24 protein-coding genes are annotated in these 19,878 nt (G+C 71.4%); 11 read left to right on the forward strand and 13 right to left on the reverse strand.

Annotated elements, in window-relative coordinates; all coding sequences use genetic code 11:
- Positions 1 to 106: 106 nt before the first annotated feature.
- The 8 genes from mltG to ACTZWW_RS12895 all read right to left on the reverse strand — a co-directional run bounded on the left by mltG (position 107) and on the right by ACTZWW_RS12895 (position 8,442).
- On the reverse strand, positions 107 to 1,567 hold the full coding sequence (mltG, locus tag ACTZWW_RS12860; protein ID WP_444781356.1) for an endolytic transglycosylase MltG: 1,461 nt from the start codon (positions 1,565 to 1,567) through the stop codon (positions 107 to 109).
- 108 nt (positions 1,568 to 1,675) lie between these two features.
- On the reverse strand, positions 1,676 to 2,938 hold the full coding sequence (gene fabF, locus ACTZWW_RS12865) for a beta-ketoacyl-ACP synthase II (RefSeq protein ID WP_444781387.1): 1,263 nt from the start codon (positions 2,936 to 2,938) through the stop codon (positions 1,676 to 1,678).
- 72 nt (positions 2,939 to 3,010) lie between these two features.
- Positions 3,011 to 3,247 (reverse strand): acyl carrier protein, encoded by a 237-nt coding sequence (locus ACTZWW_RS12870; protein ID WP_444781357.1) that lies wholly within the window; start codon positions 3,245 to 3,247, stop codon positions 3,011 to 3,013.
- Between the two features lie 288 nt (positions 3,248 to 3,535).
- The gene (fabG, locus tag ACTZWW_RS12875; RefSeq protein ID WP_444781358.1) at positions 3,536 to 4,273 is read right to left on the reverse strand and encodes a 3-oxoacyl-[acyl-carrier-protein] reductase; all 738 of its coding nucleotides are present in this window, start codon (positions 4,271 to 4,273) and stop codon (positions 3,536 to 3,538) included.
- Positions 4,274 to 4,278: 5 nt separating this feature from the next.
- Complete coding sequence (fabD, locus tag ACTZWW_RS12880) at positions 4,279 to 5,244, reverse strand: ACP S-malonyltransferase (RefSeq protein WP_444781359.1); 966 nt, start codon at positions 5,242 to 5,244, stop codon at positions 4,279 to 4,281.
- A gap of 156 nt (positions 5,245 to 5,400) precedes the next feature.
- Positions 5,401 to 7,326, reverse strand: a complete 1,926-nt coding sequence (gene ftsH, locus ACTZWW_RS12885; RefSeq protein WP_444781360.1) for an ATP-dependent zinc metalloprotease FtsH — start codon at positions 7,324 to 7,326, stop codon at positions 5,401 to 5,403.
- Positions 7,327 to 7,649: 323 nt separating this feature from the next.
- Positions 7,650 to 7,931: a BQ00720 family protein gene (locus tag ACTZWW_RS12890; RefSeq protein WP_444781361.1), complete on the reverse strand. Its 282-nt coding sequence runs from the start codon at positions 7,929 to 7,931 to the stop codon at positions 7,650 to 7,652.
- Between the two features lie 58 nt (positions 7,932 to 7,989).
- Positions 7,990 to 8,442 (reverse strand): Hsp20 family protein, encoded by a 453-nt coding sequence (locus ACTZWW_RS12895; protein ID WP_444781362.1) that lies wholly within the window; start codon positions 8,440 to 8,442, stop codon positions 7,990 to 7,992.
- Between the two features lie 272 nt (positions 8,443 to 8,714).
- Between ACTZWW_RS12895 and ACTZWW_RS12900 the strand changes: the two genes are divergently transcribed.
- From ACTZWW_RS12900 to ACTZWW_RS12910, 3 genes are read left to right on the forward strand one after another with little or no spacing between them, the layout of a single operon-like run.
- Positions 8,715 to 8,963: a DUF4160 domain-containing protein gene (locus ACTZWW_RS12900; protein ID WP_444781363.1), complete on the forward strand. Its 249-nt coding sequence runs from the start codon at positions 8,715 to 8,717 to the stop codon at positions 8,961 to 8,963.
- Positions 8,950 to 9,273, forward strand: coding sequence for a DUF2442 domain-containing protein (locus ACTZWW_RS12905; RefSeq protein WP_444781364.1), 324 nt, complete (start codon positions 8,950 to 8,952; stop codon positions 9,271 to 9,273). The genes ACTZWW_RS12900 and ACTZWW_RS12905 overlap by 14 nt, the downstream gene beginning before the upstream one ends.
- Before the next feature lie 45 nt (positions 9,274 to 9,318).
- Complete coding sequence (locus ACTZWW_RS12910) at positions 9,319 to 9,921, forward strand: hypothetical protein (RefSeq protein ID WP_444781365.1); 603 nt, start codon at positions 9,319 to 9,321, stop codon at positions 9,919 to 9,921.
- A gap of 14 nt (positions 9,922 to 9,935) precedes the next feature.
- Here ACTZWW_RS12910 and ACTZWW_RS12915 read toward each other — a convergent pair whose 3' ends face one another.
- Positions 9,936 to 10,208, reverse strand: a complete 273-nt coding sequence (locus ACTZWW_RS12915) for a helix-turn-helix domain-containing protein (protein ID WP_444781366.1) — start codon at positions 10,206 to 10,208, stop codon at positions 9,936 to 9,938.
- A 93-nt stretch (positions 10,209 to 10,301) separates the two neighbouring features.
- On the opposite strand from ACTZWW_RS12915, the gene ACTZWW_RS12920 reads away from it, so the two are divergent.
- Positions 10,302 to 10,793, forward strand: a complete 492-nt coding sequence (locus ACTZWW_RS12920) for a hypothetical protein (protein WP_444781367.1) — start codon at positions 10,302 to 10,304, stop codon at positions 10,791 to 10,793.
- A gap of 27 nt (positions 10,794 to 10,820) precedes the next feature.
- Here ACTZWW_RS12920 and ACTZWW_RS12925 read toward each other — a convergent pair whose 3' ends face one another.
- The 4 genes from ACTZWW_RS12925 to ACTZWW_RS12940 all read right to left on the reverse strand — a co-directional run bounded on the left by ACTZWW_RS12925 (position 10,821) and on the right by ACTZWW_RS12940 (position 13,723).
- Complete coding sequence (locus ACTZWW_RS12925; protein ID WP_444781368.1) at positions 10,821 to 12,167, reverse strand: DUF1513 domain-containing protein; 1,347 nt, start codon at positions 12,165 to 12,167, stop codon at positions 10,821 to 10,823.
- A gap of 8 nt (positions 12,168 to 12,175) precedes the next feature.
- Positions 12,176 to 12,394: a hypothetical protein gene (locus ACTZWW_RS12930; protein ID WP_444781369.1), complete on the reverse strand. Its 219-nt coding sequence runs from the start codon at positions 12,392 to 12,394 to the stop codon at positions 12,176 to 12,178.
- Positions 12,395 to 12,807: 413 nt separating this feature from the next.
- The gene (locus tag ACTZWW_RS12935; RefSeq protein WP_444781370.1) at positions 12,808 to 13,071 is read right to left on the reverse strand and encodes a hypothetical protein; all 264 of its coding nucleotides are present in this window, start codon (positions 13,069 to 13,071) and stop codon (positions 12,808 to 12,810) included.
- A gap of 37 nt (positions 13,072 to 13,108) precedes the next feature.
- Entirely contained in the window at positions 13,109 to 13,723 is a 615-nt protein-coding gene (locus ACTZWW_RS12940) for a hypothetical protein (protein ID WP_444781371.1), read from the reverse strand.
- A gap of 281 nt (positions 13,724 to 14,004) precedes the next feature.
- Between ACTZWW_RS12940 and flhA the strand changes: the two genes are divergently transcribed.
- From flhA to ACTZWW_RS12975, 7 genes are all read left to right on the forward strand, one after another.
- Positions 14,005 to 16,089: a flagellar biosynthesis protein FlhA gene (flhA, locus tag ACTZWW_RS12945; RefSeq protein ID WP_444781372.1), complete on the forward strand. Its 2,085-nt coding sequence runs from the start codon at positions 14,005 to 14,007 to the stop codon at positions 16,087 to 16,089.
- A gap of 8 nt (positions 16,090 to 16,097) precedes the next feature.
- Positions 16,098 to 16,853, forward strand: a complete 756-nt coding sequence (locus ACTZWW_RS12950; RefSeq protein ID WP_444781373.1) for a flagellar biosynthetic protein FliR — start codon at positions 16,098 to 16,100, stop codon at positions 16,851 to 16,853.
- 33 nt (positions 16,854 to 16,886) lie between these two features.
- Positions 16,887 to 17,381, forward strand: a complete 495-nt coding sequence (locus ACTZWW_RS12955) for a hypothetical protein (protein ID WP_444781374.1) — start codon at positions 16,887 to 16,889, stop codon at positions 17,379 to 17,381.
- Positions 17,378 to 17,998, forward strand: coding sequence for a rod-binding protein (locus ACTZWW_RS12960; RefSeq protein ID WP_444781375.1), 621 nt, complete (start codon positions 17,378 to 17,380; stop codon positions 17,996 to 17,998). Before ACTZWW_RS12955 ends, ACTZWW_RS12960 begins: the two co-directional genes overlap by 4 nt.
- 14 nt (positions 17,999 to 18,012) lie before the next feature.
- Positions 18,013 to 18,540: a hypothetical protein gene (locus ACTZWW_RS12965; protein ID WP_444781376.1), complete on the forward strand. Its 528-nt coding sequence runs from the start codon at positions 18,013 to 18,015 to the stop codon at positions 18,538 to 18,540.
- Positions 18,537 to 18,998: a hypothetical protein gene (locus ACTZWW_RS12970; protein ID WP_444781377.1), complete on the forward strand. Its 462-nt coding sequence runs from the start codon at positions 18,537 to 18,539 to the stop codon at positions 18,996 to 18,998. The genes ACTZWW_RS12965 and ACTZWW_RS12970 overlap by 4 nt, the downstream gene beginning before the upstream one ends.
- Before the next feature lie 111 nt (positions 18,999 to 19,109).
- A complete protein-coding gene (locus ACTZWW_RS12975; RefSeq protein ID WP_444781378.1) occupies positions 19,110 to 19,871 on the forward strand; it encodes an SIMPL domain-containing protein in 762 nt (253 codons plus the stop codon).
- Positions 19,872 to 19,878: the final 7 nt, after the last annotated feature.

The following is a 19,878-nucleotide window of genomic DNA, read 5'->3' on the forward strand; positions in this document are numbered from 1 at the left end:
CCTAGGCCTCTTTGCAGATCGTCGATAGGGGCGCCCGGAAATGGCCGCATGCGTGGACGTAACGCGGCCGGCCCGCGTGGACGCTCCCTCGAACGCGCCGCCCGCCTCAGAGATCCGGGCGGCGGGGCGGCAGGGGCGGGGAGCCGTCCGCGGGGCGCACGATGGGCGCGGGCGCGTCGGCGGGAGCCGTGCCGTCGAGCGGTGCGAGATCCGGCACGATCTGCGTGTTGGTGAGATCGAACGTCGTGTTGGCGAGCGGGTCGAGCGGCGTGCCCTCGGAGGCGTCGACGACATCGCGCGGCGTCGGCGCCGTGCCGCCGGCGGCGGGCGCCGGGCTCGGGAGTGCGCTGCTGCGGTCGGGCTCCTCGTCGGGCAGGTCGTCGGGGTCGATCACGTCCTCTCCCGCCGACGTGGCGCGGCCGGCCTCGATCTCGCGCCAGCGCGACACGGCCCGCCGGTGCTGGTCGTAGGTCTCCGAGAAGGCGTGGCCGCCGGTCCCGTCCGCCACGAAGAACAGGTCGTTGGTCCGCGACGGGTTCGCCACCGCCTCCATGGCCGCGCGGCCGGGGTTGGCGATCGGCGTCGGCGGCAGGCCGTCGATCGTGTAGGTGTTCCAGGGAGTCGGCGCGCGGATCTCCGAGCGCAGGATGCCGCGCCCCAGCGTGCCGCGCCCGCCCACCAGGCCGTAGACGATGGTGGGGTCGGATTCGAGCCGCATGCCGCGCCGCAGCCGGTTTATGAACACGCCGGCGACCCGTGGGCGCTCGTCGGCGCGCCCGGTCTCCTTCTCGACGATGGAGGCGAGGATGACGAGCTCCTCGGGCGTCTCCAGCGGCAGCCCCTCGACGCGCCGCGCCCAGATCTGCGCGAGCGCGCCGGCCTGAGCGCGGCTCATGATGTCGAGGACCTCGGCGCGCGTGGTCCCGCGGGCGAACTTGTAGGTGTCGGGAAGGAGCGAGCCCTCCGGCGGGATCGCGTCGATCTCGCCGGTGAGGATCGGGTCCTCGCGCAGGCGCTCGACGATCTGCTGGCTCGTCAGCCCCTCGGGGAAGGTGATCTCGTGGAGGATCGAGCGGCCTTCGGTGAGCGTGTCGATCGCGTCGGCGATGGACGCCTCGGACTCGAACAGGAACTCGCCGGCCTTGAGGTTCGCCTGCTCGCGGCTGATGACGGCGTAGAGCTGGAAGAGCAGCGGCTGCGCGATCACGCCCTCGCGATCGAGGATGCGGGCGATCTCGCCCATGCCGGTACGGCTCGGGATGGTCACGACCTTGTCCGCCTCGAGCGGGCCGGGCTCGTTCGCCTGGCGGGCGAGCACGACGAGCCCGACGAGGGCGAGCAGCGCGGCGACCGCGAGAACGCTGAACAGGCCCGACAATGTCGACACGAGCCCGCCACGCGGGGGGCGCAGGCGCTGCGGCGGGGGCGGTGGGGCCATCTCGGGCTTGATCGCCTCGTGCGGGCTCCTGGGCGCGAGACGGGGCGGCTCCGCCGGCCCGCCGTTGTAGGTCGAGCCGGGCTGCGGCGTCGCGGGCGGCTGGCTCGTGTCTTTGCTGCGACCGAACATGGCTCACGTCTGGCGAGGGTGGCGACGGCGGCCTCGTGGCGACCGCCGCCCGGACTGACCCAGCAATGTGGCGAAAACGCGTGCCGGATCGGTCCCCGGCCCGGCGCCTCAGGGAACGCGGGCGAAGACGAGCGAGGCGTTGGTTCCGCCGAAGCCGAAGGAGTTCGAGAGCGCCACGTCGATGCGCTTCTCCTTGGCCGCGAGCGGCACGAGGTCGATGCGCGTCTCGATGGACGGGTTCTCCAGGTTGAGCGTCGGCGGCACCTTGCCGTCGCGCATCGCCAGGATCGCGAAGATCGCCTCGATCGCGCCCGCGGCCCCGAGCAGGTGCCCGGTGGCGGACTTGGTCGAGGACATGGTGAGCCGCGACGCCGCGTCGCCCATCAGCCGCTCGACGGCGCCGAGCTCGATCTCGTCGCCGAGCGGCGTCGAGGTGCCGTGGGCGTTGACGTAGTCGAGCGCCGTCGCCGGGAGGCCGGCGCGCTTGAGCGCCGCCTTCATGCAGCGGTAGGCGCCGTCCCCGTCCTCGGAGGGCGAGGTGATGTGGAAGGCGTCGCCCGAGAGGCCGTAGCCGACGAGCTCGGCGTAGATCCGGGCGCCGCGGGCGACCGCGTGCTCGTACTCCTCGAGCACGACGACGCCCGAGCCCTCGCCCATGACGAAGCCGTCGCGGTCGCGGTCGTAGGGACGCGAGGCGCGCGTCGGCTCGTCGTTGAAATGGGTCGAGAGCGCGCGGCAGGCGGCGAAGCCGGCCATGGCGATCCGGCTGATCGGGGATTCGGTCCCGCCGGCGACCATCACGTCGGCATCGCCGAGCGCGATCAGCCGCGCGGCGTCGCCGATCGCGTGCGCGCCTGTCGAGCAGGCGGTCACGACCGCGTGGTTGGGGCCCTTCAGCCCGTGCGCGATCGAGACGTAGCCCGAGGCGAGGTTGATCAGCCGGCCGGGGATGAAGAAGGGCGAGAGTCGGCGCGGGCCCTTGTCGCGCAGGATGAGCGCCGCGTCCGCGATGCCTTCGATGCCGCCGATGCCGGAGCCGATCAGGACGCCCGAGGCGGCCTGCTCGTCGTAGCCGGTCGGGTGCCAGCCGGCGTCGTCGAGCGCCTGCTTCGCCGCCGCCATGGCGTAGACGATGAAGGGATCGACCTTGCGCTGATCCTTGGGGTCCATCCAGTCGTCGGGATTGAAGGTCCCCTCGGACCCGTCGCCCTGCGGGATCTGGCAGGCGATGCGGCAGGGAAGGTCGGAGGTCTCGAACGACTCGATCCGAGACGCCCCGCTCCGGCCGGCGAGAAGCCGTGCCCAGGTCTGCTCGACGCCGCAAGCGAGCGGCGTGACCATCCCCAGGCCGGTGACGACGACGCGACGCAGCATCATCATGTCATGTGCCGTGGGTCGCGCCCGCGAGCCCCGCACGGCGGCGGGATCGGGGGCGCGGCGCCCTCAGCCGGCGTTCTTCTCGAGGAACTTGATGGCGTCGCCGACCGTCACGATGGTCTCGGCGGCGTCGTCCGGGATCTCGACGTTGAACTCCTCCTCGAACGCCATCACGAGCTCGACGGTGTCGAGGCTGTCGGCGCCGAGGTCATCGATGAAGTTCGCGTTCTCGTTCACCTTGTCAGCCTCGACACCCAGGTGCTCGACCACGATCTTCTTCACGCGCTCAGCGATGTCACTCATCGTTCGTGTCCTCGTATCACTCGTCGATCTGCGAGCGCGCCTTCCCGGAAGACGGCACCCGCGGGGATGTCCGGTTCGCGCGGCTGCCGCCGGGGTGATCGTGCCGACCTGGACGCGTGCTGCAAAAGCCCCAATCGCGTCCGCGGTCAAGCCCCCGAGAGATGCCGACGACCAAAATGTCGCGGTGTCCTAGCACACGGCCCGCGCCCTGGCGAGAGCCGCAGCACGGGCTTCCCCGCCAATTCGTGCGCGCCGGGGCCCGCCCGTGCGGGCGCCGGCCCGGCGGCGTCACAGCATCGCCATGCCGCCGTTGACGTGCAACGTGTGACCGGTGACGTAGCCCGCCTCGTCCGAAGCGAGATAGGCGACCGCGGCCGCGATCTCCGCGCCGGTGCCGAGGCGCCCGGCGGGGATCGTGCCGAGGATTGCGCCGCGCTGCTTCTCGTTGAGCGCGTCCGTCATCGGCGATTCGATGAAGCCCGGCGCCACCGCGTTCACGGTGATGCCGCGGCTCGCGACCTCGGCGGCGAGCGCCTTCGACATGCCGACCAGCCCGGCCTTCGAGGCGGCGTAGTTGCCCTGGCCGGCGTTGCCGGTGGCACCGACGACCGAGGAGATGTTGACGATGCGCCCGAAGCGCCGGCGCATCATGCCCTTCACCGCGGCCCGCGAGAGCCGGAACGCCGCGGTCAGGTTCACCGCCAGCACCGTGTCCCAGTCCTCGTCCTTGAGGCGCATGAACAGGTTGTCCTTGGTGATCCCGGCATTGTTGACGAGGATGTCGAGCCCGCCCATCGCCGCCTCGGCGCCGGGCACCAGCGCCTCCACCGACTCCTTGTCGGCGAGGTTCGCCTCGGCGACGTGGACCCGCTCGCCGAGTTCGCCGGCGAGCGCGTCGAGCGCCGCGCGGCGCGTGCCGGAGATCGTGACCACGGCACCCTGCGCGTGCAGCACGCGGGCGATGGCCCCGCCGAGGCCGCCGGTCGCGCCGGTGACGAGGGCCTTGCGGCCCGAGAGATCGAACATGCGCCTCATCCCTGCTTCAGGTCGGCGGCGAACGCCGCCACGTCGTCGGGCGCACCCACGCCGCGGGTCTGCGCCGCGGGCGCGATGCGCTTGACGAGGCCGGACAGGACGCGCCCGACGCCGACCTCGACGAAGCCGCCGACGCCCGCTCCCGCCATGAACGCGACCGATTCGCGCCAGCGCACGGTGCCCGTCACCTGCGCCACGAGCGCGTCGCGGATCGCCTGCGGGTCCGCGATCGGCGCGGCGGTGACGTTGGCGACGACCGGCGCGCGGGGCGCGCTCACGGTCGCCTCGGCGAGCGCGGCGCGCATCGCCTCGGCGGCGGGCGCCATCAGCGCGCAATGGAAGGGGGCGGAGACCGGCAGCAGCACCGCGCGCTTGACGCCGCGCGCCTGCGCGACGGCGAGCGCGCGCTCCACCGCCGGCTTGTGGCCGGAGACGACGACCTGGCCGCCGCCGTTGTCGTTGGCCACGTCGCAGACCTGGCCCTGGGCCGCCTCGGCGGCGATCTCTGCCGCCTGCTCGATCTCCACGCCGATCAGCGCCGCCATGGCGCCCTCGCCGACGGGGACGGCCGCCTGCATGGCGTCGCCGCGGATGCGCAGGAGGCGCGCCGTGTCGGCGACGGAGAGCGCACCGGCGGCGGCGAGCGCGGAGTACTCGCCGAGCGAATGGCCCGCCAGGAAGGCGACGTCGCGGGCGACGTCGAGCCCGGCCTCGGCCTCGAGCACGCGCAGCGCCGCGAGGCTGGTCGCCATCAGCGCCGGCTGGGCGTTCGCCGTGAGGGTGAGCGTCTCCATCGGCCCCTCGAACATCAGGGTCGAGAGCTTCTGCGAGAGCGCGGCGTCGACCTCGTCGAACACGGCGCGGGCCTGGGGAAAGGCGTCGCACAGAGCCTTGCCCATGCCCACCGCCTGGCTGCCCTGGCCTGGGAACACGAGAGCGCGGCTCGGAGTCTGGTCCGGCATGGAGCCTCCTTCGAAAAACGACGACGGCCGGTGCGAACGGCTTCGCGCCCTTCGCAAAGGCCGGCGCGGGTGTCAAGCGATGGAACGGTGAACGAGATACGCGGCGCGAACGCCCGCCGAGCGGCTCGGCGGGCGGCCTGCACGAACGGGTGCGCCTCAGCCCTGGGGCTGCGGCTCCAGGCCCGCGCCGGGCTCGTCGCGCGGCGGGCGGGGCTTGCCGGCGACGGGGACGGTGACCCCGCGCACCGGGGCCGGCGGCTCGGTGGCGTCACGGCTCGGTCGCTTGCCGGCGATCAGGTCGCGGATCTCCTGGCCGGTCAGCGTCTCGTACTCGAGCAGGCCCTTGGCGAGCATCTCGAGCTGGTCGTGCTTCTCGGTGAGGATGCGCCGGGCCTCGACGAGACCCTCCTCGACGAAACGGCGGACCTCGGCGTCGATCTTCTGCGCCGTCTCCTCGGAGACGTGGTTCTGGCGGCCCATCTGCATGCCGACGAACGGATCGTCGTTGCTGTCGCCGTAGGCGACGGTGCCGAGCTCCTCGGAGAAGCCCCAGCGGGTCACCATCATCTTGGCGAGCCGGGTGGCCTGGTCGATGTCCGACTGCGCGCCGGACGTCACCTTCTCGCGCCCGAAGGTGATCTCCTCCGCGATGCGCCCGCCCATCATGATGGCGAGGCGAGACGTCATCTGCTCGTAGCTCATCGAGAGCTTGTCACGCTCGGGGAGCTGCATGACCATGCCCAGCGCGCGCCCGCGCGGGATGATGGTCGCCTTGTGCACGGGGTCGGTCGCGGGGACGTTGAGCGCGACGATGGCGTGACCCGCCTCGTGATAGGCCGTGAGTCGCTTCTCGTCGTCCGTCATGACGAGGGTGCGGCGCTCGGCACCCATCATCACCTTGTCCTTGGCGTCCTCGAACTCCTGCATCGTGACGATGCGCTTGCCGCGCCGCGCGGCGAGCAGCGCCGCCTCGTTGACGAGGTTCATCAGGTCGGCGCCCGAGAAGCCCGGCGTGCCCCGCGCGATCACCTTGGTGTCGACGTCGGGCGCGAGCGGGACCTTGCGCACGTGCACCCGCAGGATCTTCTCGCGGCCGGTCACGTCGGGGTTCGGCACGACGATCTGCCGGTCGAAGCGGCCCGGCCGCAGCAGCGCGGGATCGAGCACGTCCGGGCGGTTCGTCGCGGCGATGATGATGACACCCTCGTTCGCCTCGAAGCCGTCCATCTCGACGAGGAGCTGGTTCAGGGTCTGCTCGCGCTCGTCGTTGCCGCCGCCGAGCCCGGCGCCACGGTGACGGCCGACCGCGTCGATCTCGTCGATGAAGATGATGCACGGCGAGTTCTTCTTCGCCTGCTCGAACATGTCGCGCACGCGGCTCGCGCCGACGCCGACGAACATCTCGACGAAGTCCGAGCCCGAGATCGTGAAGAACGGCACGTTCGCCTCGCCCGCGACGGCGCGGGCGGTCAAGGTCTTGCCGGTGCCGGGCGAGCCGACGAGCAGCACGCCGCGCGGGATGCGCCCGCCGAGCCGCTGGAACTTCTGGGGATCGCGCAGGAACTCGACGATCTCCTGGAGATCCTCCTTGGCCTCGTCGATGCCCGCGACGTCCTCGAACGTCACCTTGCCGTGCGCCTCGGTGAGGAGCTTCGCCTTGGACTTGCCGAAGCCCATGGCACGCCCGGCGCCGGACTGCATCTGGCGCGAGAGGAAGATCCACGCGCCGATGAAGATCAGGATCGGCAGCCAGTTGATCAGGAGCGCCAGCAGCCAGGGCGTCGAGTCCTGCGGCGGCTGGGCGTTGATCTGCACGCCGTTCGCCTGCAGCGTCGGGACGAGGCTCGCGTCCTCCGGCGCGTAGGTCGAGAAGGCTGTCCCGTCCTGGTAGATGCCCGTGATCTCGCGGCCCGCGATGGTGACGGACGAGACGCGCCCGGATTCCGCCGCCGTGAGCAGCTGGCTGTAGGCGATCTCGCGGCCCTGCATGCGCTGGCTCGGCGACTGGAACAGCGTCACGAGCGCGAGCACCAGCAGGAAGATGATGACCCACAGGGCGAAGTTTCTGAAGTTCGGGTTCATCGCGGTCCGTTCGTCGCCGGGCAGAGGGCGTCCCTACGAGCCGCGCGCGAGACGATGGACGCTCGCGCGGGGCGCGAACGCACGCCCGACAGGAGGCGTTCGCGAGGTTCAATCTAGGTGCGCACGGCTTTCGTGCCAAGTGGAACGGGCGGTCGCGGGGCGGTGCTGCGGCAATTGTGCGGTCGGGTGCGACGCGGGGACGGTTTCGGGCTGGGGAGAGGTCCCGCCGTTCCCTTCCTGTTCACGTGCGAGCGCCCACGGCGAGCGGACGGGCTCGCCGTGGGCGCTTCGATGGGCGAGGCCGCCGGCGGCCGGCCGATCGGTCAGTGCACGCTCACCGCGTCGAGCTGGTTGGCGCGCGCGTTGGCGATCGCCGCCTCGCGCGAGGCGCTGAGCAGGATCGGCGCGCCGCTCGCCGAGAGCAGGGCGAAGAGCGCGAGCCCGGGCTGGAGCTGCGGGGCCTGCGGGAAGAGCCTGGCGACCTCCTCGGAGGTCATCGGCCGGACGTAGGCGACCTCGCCCTCGCCGAGCGCGGCGAGCACCTCGGGCGCGTGGACCTCGTCGGCCTGGATCATGTCGGGGAGAATGGTGGTGATCGTGGTCATGGTCTCGCGCCCTCCTTCGAGCGGTGCGGTGGGATGCGGGCGATCGGCCCGAGGATCGTCAGGCCTCGGAGTCTCTGCCCTTGGACGCCTTCAGCGCGATATCGATCTTGCGGATCACCCGCTCCGGCTCGGGGCGGACGAGGTCGATCGAGAGCAGGCCGTTCGTCAGGTCGGCGCCGACCACCTCCATGCCGTCGGCGAGGAGGAAGGAGCGCTGGAACTGGCGGGCGGCGATGCCGCGGTGGAGGTAGTGACGCGTCTTGTCGTCCGTCTGCTTGCCGCGGATGACGAGCTGGCTCTCCTCGAGGGTGACCTCGAGCTGGTCGCGGGTGAACCCGGCGACCGCGAGCGTGATCCGCAGCTTCTCCGGTCCCTCCGCGGTGCGGGGCAGCCGCTCGATGTTGTAGGGCGGATACCCGTCCCCCGCAGCCTTGGCGACGCGGTCGAGCGCCTGCTCGATCTCGTCGAAGCCGAGCAGGAACGGATGAGCGAACGGCGACTGACGCGACATGGTCGAAGCCCTTGGTGAGGCACTTCTGGACGAGGACCCGCCGGGGCGCGGCCCTCGAGGGAGGAAGATGGGGGGTGTGGGGGAGGGGGTCAAGGGACCTGCGCAATGGAGCGGGCGTGCGCTCCTCTGATGATTGTATAGTGCGACGATTTGCATGCAACTTGGCTTCGTGCTCTCCTGAGTGGGCATCGTAGCCGACGGTTCCGTTACCTGGAGCGAGGCGCAACACGCCTTGATCTGGTTGCAAGTCGATCATGAGTTGGGGACATCGTATGCCGGTCGTGTCGCGCGTGGATGGATATCGCTTCCTCATTTTCGTGAACGACCATCGCCCGGCACATGTCCATGCTTACGGCGGAGGGGGAAACGCAGTTTTTCTCTTGAACTGCCCTGATGGTCCGCCGAAGCTGCGCGAGAGCGTCCGCCTCGGCCCGAAGCAACTCCGGTACCTACTCCGTACGATCTCGCTCAACCTGGCCGGCTTGTGCGATCATTGGAGGCAGATCCATGACACTTTCTGAAGCCGATATTGCCGCTGCGGAACGGAGAATGGCAGCCCTTCGCAGTGAGGGCTATGCGATCGCGGCGCGCTACGATCGCGAGAGTGACCGTGTCCTGGTGCGGCTCAGCACAGGGGACGAGGTGTCCTTCGCGCCGGCGGAGGCCGAGGAGCTCGTGCATGCGACGGCCGACGATCTGACGGAGATCGAGATCCTCCCGGGCGGGCTCGGCATTCTCTGGCCGCGCTTGGATGCGGCACTTTACGTGCCGGCGTTGAAGCGGGGAATACTGGGATCCCGGCGTTGGATGGCCGAGGCAGCCGGACGGTGAGCGGCGTCGGCATGATCCGCCTGGGCGGCAGCGAGGCGGGGAGTGATGAAGGACGACGAGATAAATCCGTGGGAGTTGCTGGCTATCGCCCGAGCGAGCATGCGACCGGTTCAGGGACACTGGACGTGGCGTAGTTCGAGGCTCGGTCCGGGCCAAGAGAAAAGCGTTGAGGAGATCGCAAACGCGAGCGCCGTGCTAGAGGCCGTCGGCTTTGATGTCGGGAATGTTCGAGCGGGGAACGATCCGCCGGACTGCGAAGCTCTCATTGATGGCGAGCTGTGGAGCATAGAGGTCACTGAGCTGGTAGAATCTAGGTGGCTATCAAGCGCCATGAAGGATTATAGATTGCTGAAGCCCCTTCCAGAATCTTTCCATTGGACGAGAGATGCTTTGTTGACCCGTCTTCAGGAACGAATTTCTGTGCAGGACCAGAAATCTCGAAAATATGCCCATCTGTATTTGCGGCGTGCTTTGGTGATTGTAACCGCCGAAGAGGATCTTCATGCCCATGCAGTGGAAAAATTTCTACATGGTGCTGTGTTTTACGCAGAAAGAATCACCGATGTCTTGTTTGGCTTGGACTACCATCCAAGTCCGGATGGCGATGGGAAGAGCCCGGTCTTCCGATTGAAGATCAACAAGCCCTGAGATTGGTCGCGTGATCAAGTGTTCTGCGAAAGGTCACGCCTCTCCCTGAACCGCACCCCCTCCCCCTTCTCCCCCTCCTCCGGCACGAACTCCACCCCCGCCTTCTCCAGCGCGGCTTGCAGCTTGTCCGACGTCCGCGCCCAGGCCGCCAAAGGCCCCGGCTGCAGTTCCAGCCGTGCGATGGTGGGGTGGGAGACGCCGGATTCGCGGGCGAGGTCGCGCTGCTCCCAGCGCAGGAGGGCGCGGGCGGCGCGGAGCTGTTCGCTGGTGATCCGGTGCTTCGCCACGCCGTGCTCGATTTTTAATAACGGGGTTATTGAACTCGTCTCCGATTGCGAGTGTAAGGGTCCTGCCACCACCCAAGCAACGGAAGACCCATCATGACCGACGGGGATTGCCCGCTCGCGCGCCTGTGCGCGGAGGCGGAACGGTTGATCGTGCGCCGCAATGCGGCGGAGGCGCTGGCGCTGCGGCTCGCAGGTGTCGGCGACGCGGCCGGGCCCGCCGCCGAGAGGAACGCCGCCGAGCGGGTGTTCGAGGAGGCGACGCTGTCGCTCGACCACGTCGCCCTGCGCGCGAGCGAGCATCGCCCGCAAAGCCGCGTCGGCGCCCTGTTCACCCTCGCCCTCGCCGCGGCCGAGGTCGAGCTGCTGGGCGCGGACGAGGTCGAGGCCCGCGCCGATCATCTGGCGCGGCTCAAACGCCGCCTCTGGGCGCTGCGCGGCTTCCTGGAGACGCATGCGCCCGAGACCCGCCTGCCGGAGACCCGCCCGCTCGCGCCCCACCCGAGCGACGCTCCGCGGCTGCCCGACGGCGTCGCCACGTTCTACATGCCCGCCCGCCACGACCGGCTGGCCGCGCTCGGGCTCTGAGCGGCCCTCCCGCTCGGGCCGCCCCCCTCACGCCGCCGTCACGTGGCTGTGGCCGAGGAAGGTGGGGTAGAGGCACAAATCGCGCACCAGCCGGTGGCTGCCGCGCTCGAAGACGTAGAGGTTCTCCCAGTAGCCGGTGACCGCGTAGTGGACACCATCCGGCAGGAAGGTGATCCCGCAGGGAAAGCGCAGGCCGACGCCGCGGCCGTCGAGCCGCGAGACGGTGTCGCCCGTGGCGCCGTCGAAGGCCATCACCGCGTGGGCGCTGGGGAAGGTGGCGATCGCCTGGTCGTGCACGGGGTCGTAGACGATCGAGAGGCCGTGGCGCATCAGCGCGCGATCGGCCGCCGAGCCCATCTCGTGCACGGTCATCGCGCCGGGCCGGTCGTCGGCGGCGAGCTTCAGGGTCGGGGCAGACAGGTAGGCGATCCCCGGCTCGCTCGTGATGTCGACGCCCTCGGCGAGCCCGTCGCCCGCCGCCGCCCGCGCGAGGTCGGCCGGGCCGCCGAGCCGCGCCTGGATGGCGAAGATGCGCGAGAGCCCGCCGGCGGCGAGGTGGCGCAGCTCCAGGTCGCGCGTGCTCGTCACCCGCTTGTCGAGGAGGCGGCCGTCCGCCATGTCGACGATGGCGACGCTCGCCTCGACCACGTGCCGCGGCACGGCGAGCGAGCCCTCGCCGTCGCGCGGGAGCGAGCCGTAGTTCGCCGCGACGAGGTAGCGCCCGTCCTCGATCAGCACGATCTCGTGCGGGTCGATGCCGTGGGTGGAATAGCTCTCGCGCACCCGCAGCGTGTCGGCGTCGCGGATGGTGATGCGCCCGAAATGCGCCTCGACCGGCCCGCCGTCGCGGGCGCGGCGGGGCGCGCGCTCGGAGATCAGCACGCGGGCGCCCCCGTCGAGATAGGCCGCGTGCCCGCCGCCGCGCCAGCCCGCGCCGAAGGCCGGCGCGCTCGCCACGAGATCGAGGGTGAGCGGATCGAAGGCGACCTGGTCGGCGGCCTCGAAGCCGCACAGCACGCCGACGCTGCGGTCGGGCGCGATCGCGACGTCGTGGGCGTGGGCGGGCAGGAGCGCCTGGCGCACGCTGCCGTCCATGCCGATGCGCGAGAGCAGCCGGTAGGGCTTGCCCGTGTCGCGGATCGCCCGCGCGATCCGCCGGTTGGCGACGAGCGGCAGGCCGTTCGCCGTCCCCGCGCCCGGCTCGTAGCCGGGCACGTAGACGGCCGCGTCGGCGAGGCCGTTCGGTACGGGCCGCTCGGCGGGGGCGGGGAGGGCCACGCCGCCGTGCGTCTCGCAGCCGCCGACGCCGGCGGCGAGGCCGAGCCCCGCCGCCATCCGCAGGACGGCGCGCCGATCGAGGGAGGCGCTCTCCATGGCGTCGCTCAGTGCGATCCGCCACCGCCACCGCCGCCGCCGCCGTCGCCACCACCGTCACCGCCGGAATCGATCGGCGTGAAGCGCGGATCGTTGGTGACGACGGGGGCGTCGGAGCGGCCGACGGGCGTGCAGGCTCCCGCCGCCGCACCGGCGGTGAGGGCGCCGAGGAGCTGGAGGCGGGTGCGATCGGGCGTCTCGTCGCTTTTGTCTCGTGTCTCGTTCATCGTGTGTCCCTTTCCTGATCGAGTCGTCTTGCGAGACGGCGTCAATGCGATCCGCCGCCGCCACCACCGCCGCCACCGTCGCCGTCGCTGCCCGGCGTGCGCAGGCGTGGATCCTCCGTAGCCGCGCGCCGGGCGGCCTCCGCGTCCGATCGCTGCTGAGCCCGCCGTATCGCCTGGCTCCCGAGCGCCTGAGCGCCGCCCTCGATGGTCGCGCACCCGCCCCCGGCCGCGGCCGCACTCAGGGCGCCGAGCAGCGCAAGGCGCGAGCGGTCGGGCGTCTCCGCCGCGGCGACCGGCGTCGCCGCCCCGTCGCGCGCGGCGACGGCCGCGGATCGTTCCTCGTTCATTCGCATCCTCGGTCTCTCCTCTGGCTCGTGCCGGCCGTCCGGCGGCGGTGCTCTCGGTCCACGACGTCAGTGTGAGCCGCCGCCGCCGCCACCACCGCCGTCGCCGCCGCTGGTGTCCGCCGGCTCGCGATAGGGGTCGGGCGAGAGCGGATCGTCCTCCAGCATGTCGTAGTCCTTCATGCAGGCGCCGCCCGCCGCGGCGGCGGAGAGTGCCGCGAGCACGGTCAACCGCGTGCGCTCCGGCGCCTCCGCCGTCGGTCCGTCGCGCTCGGCGCGGGACTCGATCCGCGTCTCCATCTCGGCGTTCGTCTCCTTGCGGGTCTCGGTCACGACGGTACCTCCGCTATCGGTGAGCAAATAGACAACCTTAATTTGCTATACCGGCGGCGATCCCGAGCACGACGAGGAGCGGAATCAGCTCCTGCCCCGTACCCGAGAGCGTGAGGACGCCCTGCGGACGGCGGTCCCGCGCGATCCGCGAGCCGATCCGCACCATGAGATGCCCGCCGATGCCGACGAGCGCTGCGCTCGCCGGCTGGCCCACGGCGAGAGCCGCGCCCGTCGTCGCGAGGATCGCGAGCGTCGCCGCGATCTCGACGGTCCGCAGGTCGCGCCCGCCGAGGAGCGGCACCGGGCGCGCGGCCGTGCAGCACCCCGCCTCCAGGCAGGCGCGCTTGGCGAAGGCGTAGGACACGTTCGCACCGACGCCGTAGGCGGCGAGGACGAGCGCGCCGTCCCCGCCCGCGAGCGCCAGCAAGGTGCCGCCGAGGGCGGCCGCGAGCGCGGAGGCGGCCGCACCCCCGGTCCAGGACACCGGCGCGTGCGCCCCCGCGTCGCGCCGCGCGAGCGCGATCAGGATCCGGTATCCGGCGCCGCCCAGGAAGAAGAAACCGTAGAGGAAGGCGAGCGCGACGGCGGAAGGGAGATAGGGAAACGGCATCAACGGCGCGGCGATCAGGCCGAAGGATGCGGCACCGATCACGGCGGAGCCGAGCCGATACCCGAACGCATGCCCGGAACGCGTAGCGACGTACCCCGCCATTGCCCCTCACCCCTTCGTATTCCGGCGACGACTTCTGCGGGGGCAGGATGTCGCGGCCGCGGAGCGGGGGGCTTGATCAGGATCAAGATGTTCAGTGCACGCATACGCATTCTGATATTCGCATTCATAGGAATATCGGCGCTGCGCTCGCCCACCACCCTCGCGCAAGCTCCCGCCCGCATCCTGCGTGACGGATCACGCATCACGAGGACGGAGCGGGCATGGCGAAGGCGATCGCGGCCGCGGGGGCGGCGCAGGCGCGGGGGCTGCGCGACATCGGGTTCGCGCTGGGCATCGTCGTCATCCTGACGATCCTGTTCCTGCCGATCCCGGCCTTCCTCATCGATGCCGGGCTCGCGCTGTCGATCGCGCTCTCGGTGCTCATCCTGATGGTGGCGCTGTGGATCCAGAAGCCGCTCGAGTTCTCGGCCTTCCCCACCGTGCTGCTCATCGCCACCATGCTGCGGCTGGCGCTCAACATCGCGACGACGCGCATGATCCTCTCCGAGGGCGACCAGGGCGGCGACGCGGCCGGCATGATCATCGACGGCTTCTCGCGCCTCGTGATGTCGGGCGACTTCGTCATCGGCCTCATCATCTTCGCGATCCTCGTGACGGTGAACTTCATCGTCATCACCAAGGGCGCGACGCGCATCGCCGAGGTCGGCGCGCGCTTCACCCTCGACGCCATCCCCGGCAAGCAGATGGCGATCGACGCCGACCTCTCGGCGGGGCTCATCGACGACAAGGAGGCGCAGCGCCGCAGGCGCGAGCTCGAGGAGGAGAGCTCCTTCTTCGGCGCCATGGACGGCGCCTCCAAGTTCGTGCGCGGCGACGCCATCGCCGGGCTGATCATCACCGCGATCAACATGCTCGGCGGCATCGTCATCGGCACGACGCGCCACGGCATGGAGCTCGGCGACGCCGCCGACGTGTTCGTCAAGCTGTCGGTGGGCGACGGGCTCGTGACGCAGATCCCCGCGCTGATCGTCTCGCTCGCGGCGGGCCTGCTCGTCTCCAAGGGCGGCACCCGCGGCTCGGCCGAGGAGACCGTGACGACGCAGCTCTCCGGCTACCCGCGCGCGCTGCTGATGGCCGGCGGCGTGATGATGCTGCTGGCGCTCACCCCGGGACTGCCCTTCTTCCCGCTGGCGATCCTCGCCGGCGTCCTCGCCTTCTCGGCCTGGGCGATCCCGCGCAAGATCGCGCAGGCGGAGGCCCATCGCGAGATGCTGCGGGTCGAGGAGGAGACGCGCGTCGAGGAGGAGAGCCGCGACTCGGTCAAGGAGGAGCTGCGCACGCCCGAGATCGAGCTCGTGCTCGGCAAGCAGCTCTCCGCCGAGCTGCTCACCGCCCACGGCGAGCTCGCCCACCGCGTCTCGAAGATGCGCCGCAAGTTCGCCCGCCAGTACGGCTTCGTGGTGCCCGAGATCAAGCTCTCGGACTCGCTCACGCTGCCGCGCAAGACATACGAGATTCGCATCCACGGCACGCCGATCGCGACGAGCGAGCTGCGCATCGGCGAGGTCATGGTCATCACCAGCCAGTCGAAGCCCGACGTGCCCGGCGACGAGGCCCGCGAGCCCGCCTTCGGCATGCCCGCCATGTGGATCGCCGAGAGCTACGCGGCGGAGGCCAAGCGCGAGGGCTTCACGCCCATCGACAACCTGTCGGTGCTGCTGACCCACCTCTCCGAGGTGATCCGCAACAACCTGCCCCAGCTCCTGTCCTACAAGGACATGCGCGCGCTGATTGATCGCCTCGACCCCGAGTACAAGCGCCTCGTCGACGACATCGTGCCCTCGCAGATCTCGTACTCGGGCCTGCAGGGCGTGCTCAAGCTCCTGCTCGCCGAGCGCGTCTCGATCCGCAACCTCAACCTCGTCCTCGAGGCGGTGGCCGAGATCGCGCCGCACGTGCGCCGCTCCGAGCAGGTGGTCGAGCACGTGCGCATGCGCATGGCCCAGCAGATCTGCGGCGACCTCACCGAGGGCGGCTCCCTGCGGGTGCTGCGGCTCGGCAACCGCTGGGATCTCGCCTTCCACCAGTCGGTCAAGCGCGACGCCAAGGGGGAGGCGGCCGAGTTCGACATCGACCCGCGGCTGCTCGAGGAGTTCGGCCAGGCGGCGTCGGCGGCGATCCGCCAGCGGCTCGAGCAGGGCAAGCCCTTCGCCATCGTCACCGCGCCCGACGCGCGGCCCTACGTGCGCATGGTGATCGAGCGGCTGTTCCCGACGCTTCCGGTGCTCTCCCACGTCGAGATCCCCCGCGGCGTCGACATCGAGAGCCTGGGGACGGTCGGGTGAGCTCGGGGGTGAGCCTGCTCTCGCCGGACCTGATCCTCGCGACCTTCCTGGTCTTCTGCCGGATCGGCGGATGCCTGATGCTGATGCCCGGCTTCTCCTCGCTGAGGGTGCCGACGCAGGTGCGCCTGTTCATCGTCATCGGCGCGACGCTCGCCATGGCGCCGATCGTGGTGCCGGGCCTGCTCCCCGTCGTCGCCTCCGCCTCGCAGGCCGGGGTGCTGGCGCTGATCGTCACCGAGACGCTGATCGGTGCGCAGATCGGCGTCATCGGCCGGATCTTCTACCTCGCCCTCCAGACGCTGGCGCACGCCAGCGTCATGCTGGTGGGCTTCGGCGCGATGCCCGGCGCGCCGGTCGACGAGCTCGAGCCGATCCCCGCGCTCGGCTCGCTGGTGATGCTCTCGGCGACCGCGCTGTTCTTCATCGCCGACCTGCACTGGGAGATCTTCCGGGGGCTCGCGGTCTCCTACGAGACGCTGCCGCCGGTCGCGGGCTTCGACGCGCGCGCCTCGCTCGTCTCCCTCGCGGACCGGATCGGCGAGGCCTTCCTGCTCGCGCTGCGCATCTCCGCGCCGTTCGTGATCTTCGCCTTCCTGGCGAACTTCGCGCTCGGCGTCATGAACAAGCTCGCCCAGCAGATCCCGATCTACTTCGTCGGGCTCCCGGCCGTGCTGATGGGCGGCCTGCTGGTGTTCTATTTCCTCGTCGGCGAGTACCTCGCCCTCTTCGCCGCCGGGTTCGCCGACTGGCTTCGGACGGGGTGAGCGCCATGACGGACGTGACATGACGGACGTGCCATGACCGACGCCCGCACCCGACACGCCGCGCTCGCGCGCATCCGGTCGCTCCAGGAGACCAAGCGCAAGCTCGAGGAATGGAAGCTCGCCGATTTCGCCCGGCGCGCCCGCGCCGTGGCGGACGCCGAGGAACTCACGATCGCCGCGCTCAACGCCGAGGGGCCCCTGAAGGGCCTGTTCGTCGAGAGCGGCGCGCGGCGGCTCGAGAGCCTCGCGCGCCAGCGGCGCAGCCTGGAGGCCGCGACCGAGCGGCAGGGCGAGGCCGTGCGCGTGGAGGCGCGGCGCGAGAAGGCCGCCTGCATCCTCGAGAAGGATGCCGCGCGGCGCGTCGAGGAGGAGCGGCGGCGCAAGGAGGACCTCGCGATCCTCGAATCCTTCCTCGCGGGCCGCGATCCCGGAGGCGCCGGCGCTACCGCGCCCGGCGCAAGCCTCGGGCAAGCACCCGCGCATAGCCTCGTCATGGACCGAGCCAGGAGAGGAGGAGGCACGTCATGACCATCTCACCGCCCTCCGACATCATTCTCGAGGTCGCCCGCGCGGCGGACCCGACCGCGCTCGCCGCCGCGACCGAGCGGCTGCGCGACATCGCCGCCGCCCGCGGGCGGACAGGGGAGGGCTTCGACGCGATGGTCGCGGACGCCGCGCGCCCGCCGGCGCCGCCGCCGGTGCCGATGCCGCCTCCCTCCCCGGAGCGCCTGCGCGAGACGCTCGCCGCGCTCGCGCCCTCCGCCACGCCCCGCATCGGCGCGGGGCCCGACCTGGCGGGCGCCCCGCGCGCCACGGCCGGCGCCGAGACGCCGGCGCAGGCTTTCGAGGCGACGTTCCTGCGGCAGGTGGTCGAGACCTTGATGCCGCAGAGCGAGGCCGTGTTCGGCGAGGGCACCGCGGGCTCGATCTGGCGTGGCTTCCTCGCCGAGGAGATCGGCGCCGAGCTCGCCCGCGCCGGCGGCGTCGGCATCGCCGCCGCGGTGGCGCAGGCGCATCCGCAGCTCGACCAGGTCGACGCCGCAACGGCCGCGCTGTGGCCCGATCATGCGCCGGCCGCTGCGCAGGCCGCCTCCGCCCCGCCGCCCGCCGGCGCCCCCTACTTCTCCGGCTTCTACCGCAGCTGACCCCGGGATCGATCATGACCGCCGCCGCTTCCAGCACCACGCCCGCCGCCCCGCTCGCCGACCCCGACGCGCCGCCCCCGACCGGCGCGACGTCCGGCATCGCCGCATCGCAGCCGGCCACGTCTCTCCCCGCGGTGGTGCCCGAGCCGCTCCCGCCCGCGCTCAACCCGGACTGGGGCGATGCGACCGGCATGATCGCGGCGATCGGGCGGCTGGAGGCGGTTCTCGAGCACGAGACCACCGAGATCGGGCGGCTCTCCACCGCCCAGCTCAAGGAGCTCAACCGGCGCAAGAGCCTGTGCCTGCTCGAGTTCACCCGCGCCGCGCGCCCGCTCGCCGAGCAGATGGTCTCGCCCCTCCTGCGCGCCCGCCTCGCCGGCCTGCGCGATGCGATCGCCCGGAACCAGGCGGTGCTGGCCACCCATCTCGACGCCGTACGCGAGATCGCCGGCACCATCGCCGGCGCGCTGGAGGCGCGCGAGTCGGACGGGACCTACGCCGAGCGGCCGGTCCCGGCCCGTGCCGAGGGCGCGCGGCGATGACGGCGCGCCTCCTCGTCGCGGGGCTGTGGCTCTGCGCCACGGTGTTCGTGTCCTCCCACCTCGTCGCCGACTGGCGCGCCAAGCGCGCCGCCGAGGCCGCCGGCGAGCCGACGTACTTCCGCGGTGTCTCGTACGAGAAGACGCGCGCGCTCTCCGTGCCGATCCTGCGGGACGGCCGCATAGCCGGCTACGTGGTCGCGCAGTTCGTCTACACGGTGGACACCGAGGATCTGCGCCGGCTGCGCGTGCCGCCGGAGAGCTTCATCCTCGACGAGACCTTCCAGCGGCTGTTCGCCGACGAGACGATCGACTTCGCCAACCTGCGGTCCTTCGACATGCGCGGTTTCCTCGCGGGGCTCACCGAATCGGTGAACGCGCGGCTCGGGGAGGACGTCGTGCGCGAGCTGATGGTGGAGGAGTTCAACTTCGTCGACCCGGCGCAGATCCGCGCGGGCTGAAGAAGGCGGGACGGTGCGGCGGGATGCGGTGGGCCCGCGGCGGGGCGCCTCGACACGGCCGCAATGACGGGCAGAGTGTCGCACCGTTCACCGCACGAAGGACCACGCCTCATGCCGATTCGCCCGCTGCTCGTCTCGCCCCGCCGCCTCTCCCGGCTGATCGTCGTCCTGGCGCTCGCGAGCCCGATCGCCTGGGCGACGGCGCCCGCCTCCGCCCAGGATGCGCAGGTGGCGTCCGCCGGGCGGATCGCCGTGACCGGCACGGGCGAGGTCGAGCGCGCGCCGGACTTCGCGCGCGTGTTCGTTTCCGTCACCAACCGCGGCGACAGCGTCGCCGTCGTGCTCGAGGCGAACCGGACCGCGACGGATGAGGCGCTCGCCGCGATCGAGGCCCGCGGCGTCGCCCGGGAGGACGTGCAGACCGTCAACTTCCAGGTCTTCGAGACGCCGGAGGAATACGACCGCAACGGCAATCCCCGCCCGGTCGAGCCGTTCACGGCCACGCATCAGATGATGATCGTCCTGCGCGACACCGACGCCGTGGGCGCCTTCGCCGGCGAGATCCTCGCGCTCGACGCGATCACCTTCCAGTCGATCGCCTGGGGGCTCGAGCGCAGCGAGGACGCGCAGGACGAGGCGATGCGCCGCGCGGTCGCCGATGCGCGGCGTCAGGCGCAGGTGCTGGCGGATGCCGCCGGCGTCACGCTCGGCCCGATCCGCCGCATCGGCGACGGGCACGTCGGCGGCGGGCCGCAGCCGGAGATGGACCGCATGATGATGCGTGCGGCCTCCGCCCCGGCCGTGCCGATCGTGCCGCCGGCGCGGCTCACCTTCACGGCGCAGGTCGGGATGGAGTGGGCGATCGGCGAGTGAGAGCGCG

Source organism: Salinarimonas sp. NSM, assembly GCF_052380005.1.
Classification (GTDB): Bacteria; Pseudomonadota; Alphaproteobacteria; order Rhizobiales; family Beijerinckiaceae; genus Salinarimonas.

What these genes read in the sequence shown, in the direction of transcription:
- mltG (WP_444781356.1), bottom strand. Translation starts at nt 1,567, where the DNA reads ATGTTCGGTCGCAGCAAAGACACGAGCCAGCCGCCCGCGACGCCGCAG.
- ACTZWW_RS12975 (WP_444781378.1), top strand. Translation starts at nt 19,110, where the DNA reads ATGCCGATTCGCCCGCTGCTCGTCTCGCCCCGCCGCCTCTCCCGGCTG.
- ACTZWW_RS12870 (WP_444781357.1), bottom strand. Translation starts at nt 3,247, where the DNA reads ATGAGTGACATCGCTGAGCGCGTGAAGAAGATCGTGGTCGAGCACCTG.
- ACTZWW_RS12970 (WP_444781377.1), top strand. Translation starts at nt 18,537, where the DNA reads ATGACGGCGCGCCTCCTCGTCGCGGGGCTGTGGCTCTGCGCCACGGTG.
- ACTZWW_RS12960 (WP_444781375.1), top strand. Translation starts at nt 17,378, where the DNA reads ATGACCATCTCACCGCCCTCCGACATCATTCTCGAGGTCGCCCGCGCG.
- ACTZWW_RS12955 (WP_444781374.1), top strand. Translation starts at nt 16,887, where the DNA reads ATGACCGACGCCCGCACCCGACACGCCGCGCTCGCGCGCATCCGGTCG.
- ACTZWW_RS12905 (WP_444781364.1), top strand. Translation starts at nt 8,950, where the DNA reads ATGACACTTTCTGAAGCCGATATTGCCGCTGCGGAACGGAGAATGGCA.
- ACTZWW_RS12890 (WP_444781361.1), bottom strand. Translation starts at nt 7,931, where the DNA reads ATGACCACGATCACCACCATTCTCCCCGACATGATCCAGGCCGACGAG.
- ftsH (WP_444781360.1), bottom strand. Translation starts at nt 7,326, where the DNA reads ATGAACCCGAACTTCAGAAACTTCGCCCTGTGGGTCATCATCTTCCTG.
- fabD (WP_444781359.1), bottom strand. Translation starts at nt 5,244, where the DNA reads ATGCCGGACCAGACTCCGAGCCGCGCTCTCGTGTTCCCAGGCCAGGGC.
- ACTZWW_RS12920 (WP_444781367.1), top strand. Translation starts at nt 10,302, where the DNA reads ATGACCGACGGGGATTGCCCGCTCGCGCGCCTGTGCGCGGAGGCGGAA.
- ACTZWW_RS12925 (WP_444781368.1), bottom strand. Translation starts at nt 12,167, where the DNA reads ATGGAGAGCGCCTCCCTCGATCGGCGCGCCGTCCTGCGGATGGCGGCG.
- flhA (WP_444781372.1), top strand. Translation starts at nt 14,005, where the DNA reads ATGGCGAAGGCGATCGCGGCCGCGGGGGCGGCGCAGGCGCGGGGGCTG.
- ACTZWW_RS12895 (WP_444781362.1), bottom strand. Translation starts at nt 8,442, where the DNA reads ATGTCGCGTCAGTCGCCGTTCGCTCATCCGTTCCTGCTCGGCTTCGAC.
- ACTZWW_RS12900 (WP_444781363.1), top strand. Translation starts at nt 8,715, where the DNA reads ATGCCGGTCGTGTCGCGCGTGGATGGATATCGCTTCCTCATTTTCGTG.
- ACTZWW_RS12930 (WP_444781369.1), bottom strand. Translation starts at nt 12,394, where the DNA reads ATGAACGAGACACGAGACAAAAGCGACGAGACGCCCGATCGCACCCGC.
- ACTZWW_RS12910 (WP_444781365.1), top strand. Translation starts at nt 9,319, where the DNA reads ATGAAGGACGACGAGATAAATCCGTGGGAGTTGCTGGCTATCGCCCGA.
- ACTZWW_RS12965 (WP_444781376.1), top strand. Translation starts at nt 18,013, where the DNA reads ATGACCGCCGCCGCTTCCAGCACCACGCCCGCCGCCCCGCTCGCCGAC.
- fabG (WP_444781358.1), bottom strand. Translation starts at nt 4,273, where the DNA reads ATGTTCGATCTCTCGGGCCGCAAGGCCCTCGTCACCGGCGCGACCGGC.